The sequence below is a fragment of the Polaromonas sp. P1_G4 genome, assembly GCF_056405475.1.
The window spans coordinates 1-2823 of sequence record NZ_JBFUCA010000525.1; the positions used below are offsets into that span (position 1 = coordinate 1).

The 2823-nt window shown below is 61.9% G+C and carries 3 protein-coding genes; 1 reads left to right on the plus strand and 2 read right to left on the minus strand.

Translation table 11 applies throughout. The annotated features are described in order from the left end of the window. Positions 1-1148, minus strand: a 1148-nt coding sequence (xylA, locus tag AC1D1X_RS19895) for a xylose isomerase (RefSeq protein WP_477698973.1), incomplete at its 3' end; no start/stop codon positions are given. A 155-nt stretch (positions 1149-1303) separates the two neighbouring features. Here xylA and AC1D1X_RS19900 point away from each other — a divergent pair. Continuing rightward, positions 1304-2497: a XylR family transcriptional regulator gene (locus AC1D1X_RS19900; protein WP_477670180.1), complete on the plus strand. Its 1194-nt coding sequence runs from the start codon at positions 1304-1306 to the stop codon at positions 2495-2497. A 21-nt stretch (positions 2498-2518) separates the two neighbouring features. On the opposite strand, the gene AC1D1X_RS19905 is transcribed toward AC1D1X_RS19900, so the two are convergent. Further along, positions 2519-2823 (minus strand): amidohydrolase family protein (locus AC1D1X_RS19905; protein ID WP_477698974.1); only part of this gene is annotated, 305 nt, incomplete at its 5' end.

Consider the following 2823-nt stretch of genomic DNA (forward strand, 5'->3'; position numbering starts at 1 on the left):
TGGCGGAACTGCTCAAGCTCGCGGGACTCCATCAAACGCGCGGCGCTCTTGAGCGCCAGCGCCAGCGCATCGATCGCACCCACATGCCCGTGCAGAATGTCAACCGGATCCATGCTTTGGCGCCGCACTTTCGCGTCGAAGTTGAACCCGCCGCTGCCGATTCCGCCGGCGCGGAGGACTTCGTAGAGCGCCAGCGTAAGGTCCTCCACACTGTTGGGAAACTGGTCGGTGTCCCATCCGTTCTGTGGGTCGCCACGGTTGGCATCGATGCTGCCGAAGATTCCGAGGGAGGCGGCGGTTGCGATCTCGTGCTGGAAACTGTGGCCCGCCAACGTGGCGTGGTTGGCCTCGATGTTGAGCTTGATCTCCTTTTCCAGGCCGAACTCCTTCAGGAAGCCATACACAGTGGCGCTGTCGAAGTCGTATTGGTGTTTGGTCGGCTCCAGCGGCTTGGGCTCGATAAGCAGTTGCCCTTTGAAACCGATCTTGTGTTTGTGGTTCACCACCAATTGCATGAATCGGCCCAGCTGCTGGCGCTCGCGCTGCAAATCGGTATTGAGCAGGGTGTCATAGCCTTCGCGCCCACCCCACATCACGTAGTTGGCACCGCCAAGCTGCTGGGTGGCATTGAGCGCGCTGAAAACCTGCGTCGCCGCGTACGCGAAGACGTCGGGGTCGGGGTTACTCGCCGCGCCGGCTGCGTAGCGGGGATGGCTGAACAGGTTGGCGGTCCCCCATAGCAGCGAAATACCGGTTTCTTTCTGCTTCTGGGCGAGCACGTCCACCATCGCGGACAGATTGCTGCGGTACTCGGCCAGGTTCGCGCCTTCCGGCGCCACATCGGTGTCATGGAAAGTGTAGAACGGGACATCGAGCCGGGAAATCAGGCCAAAGGCTGCATCCGCTTTCTTCCTCGCCATCGTCAACTCGTCTCCACCGGCATGCCAGGGCCGCGCAAACGTGCCTTGTCCGAAGACATCGCTGCCGGGCCACACGAAGGTGTGCCAGTAGCAGACGGCGAGCCGCAGGTGCTGTGCCATCGGCTTGCCCAGCACGACGGCACTGGCGTCATAGTGACGGTAGGCCAGGGGCGTCGTGGCCTGAGGGCCTTCATAGCGTACGGGTGCGATGGATTCGAGAAAGTTCATGTTTGTGGTGGGTAACTGCTTTCAGTGGCACCATCCTAGAACCGCCGGCCTCCGCCCGCGATTGCGAAATTTGCGAGGACAGCTTGCGAAATTGCTTTCTGCAGCGCAGCAATCCGTCCGATATGCCGGTATCCTCATGATCAACCGACCCGACCATGAAATCGTCATTACGTCAAAGTGGCCCTACCGTGCTGCGCGTGGCATTGCTCTTCCATGCGAGCAAGGTGTATGACCGCGAGATCATCACGGGCATCGGCGACTATGTGAACCACACGCGGGTCGCCTGGGATCTCTTCCTTGAAGAGGATTTCCGCTTTCGGCTTGACGGCATCCACGACTGGGACGGCGACGGGATCATCGCGGACTACGACGATCCGGCCGTGGCGCACGCTCTCACAGGGGTACGCGTACCTGTCGTTGCCGTCGGGGGCTCCTACGAGGATCCCGCGTGCTACCCCGTCAATGTGCCGTACGTTGCGACGGACAACCGCGAACTGGTCGCGCATGCGCTGACCCACCTGGTGGAGTCCGGGCTTTCCCGTTTTGCCTGCTACAGCCTGCCGGAATCGCCGCTCAACCGTTGGGCCCAGGAGCGCGAAAAAGCGTTCACCGCCCGGCTTGCCCGCGACGGGTTGGCTGGTGAGATCCACCGGGGCCTGGCAACCAGCGCGCCCACATGGGGAAGCGCGACAAGGAAACTGCTCTCCTGGCTGCAAAGCCTGCCCAAGCCCGTTGGCATAGTCGCCGTCACGGACGCGCGTGCACGGCAGGTGCTGCAGGCGTGCATCGTCGGCGCAATCGCAGTTCCCGACGAAGTCGCCATCATCGGGATCGATAACGACACACTGGGCCAGCACCTGACGAGAATCCAGCTCAGCTCGGTCAGCCAGGGAACCCACGAAATGGGCCATCGCGCGGCGCACCTGTTGCACCAGGCCCTGAGCGGCTCGCCGGTGAACGACGTGCGTGTGGTCGTGCCTCCGGCCGGCGTGCATTCGCGCGCGTCCACCGCGCGCGACGTCGAACACAGCGCGACCGTGATGCGCGCTCTCCATTACATCCGTCAATACGCCTGCCAGGGCATCAAGACGGAGCAGGTTGCCGAAACGGTGGGGCTTTCACGCTCATCGCTGGAGATGTACTTTCGCCGCGAGTTGAAGCGCTCCGTCCATGACGAAATCCTGCTGTACAAGTTGCAGCGTTGCTTTCAGTTGCTCAGCAACACACAAATGGGCATCGATGACATCGCGCGGGCGAGCGGCTTTCGTTCCGTCCAGTACCTCAATACAGTGTTCAAGCGGGAGCTGGGGGCAACGCCGGCTTCGTGGCGGGAAAGCCGCCGGAGCTGAGCCGGCAGTTTCTCTGGTCCGCTACGCCTTGTGCCGGCGATAAAACGCGAGGGCGTTCTTGAACATCACTTTGTCGCGCACGCCGGCGCCGAACGGGGCCAGATACGCCTCGGCGATGGCAATCTGGGCTTCGAAAGTCCCGTGCAGGGTGATTACCGGCCAGTTGCTGCCCCAGATCAGGCGGTCCTTGCCGAACGCGGACATCAGTACGTCGAAGTGCGGCTTGTACGAAGCGAGGTCAGTGGGAGACGGAAAAACCACGTCACCTGGAGCGTACATGTCATAGAACGACGAAAACTTCATGTACAGATTCGGGCAGTCGCTGG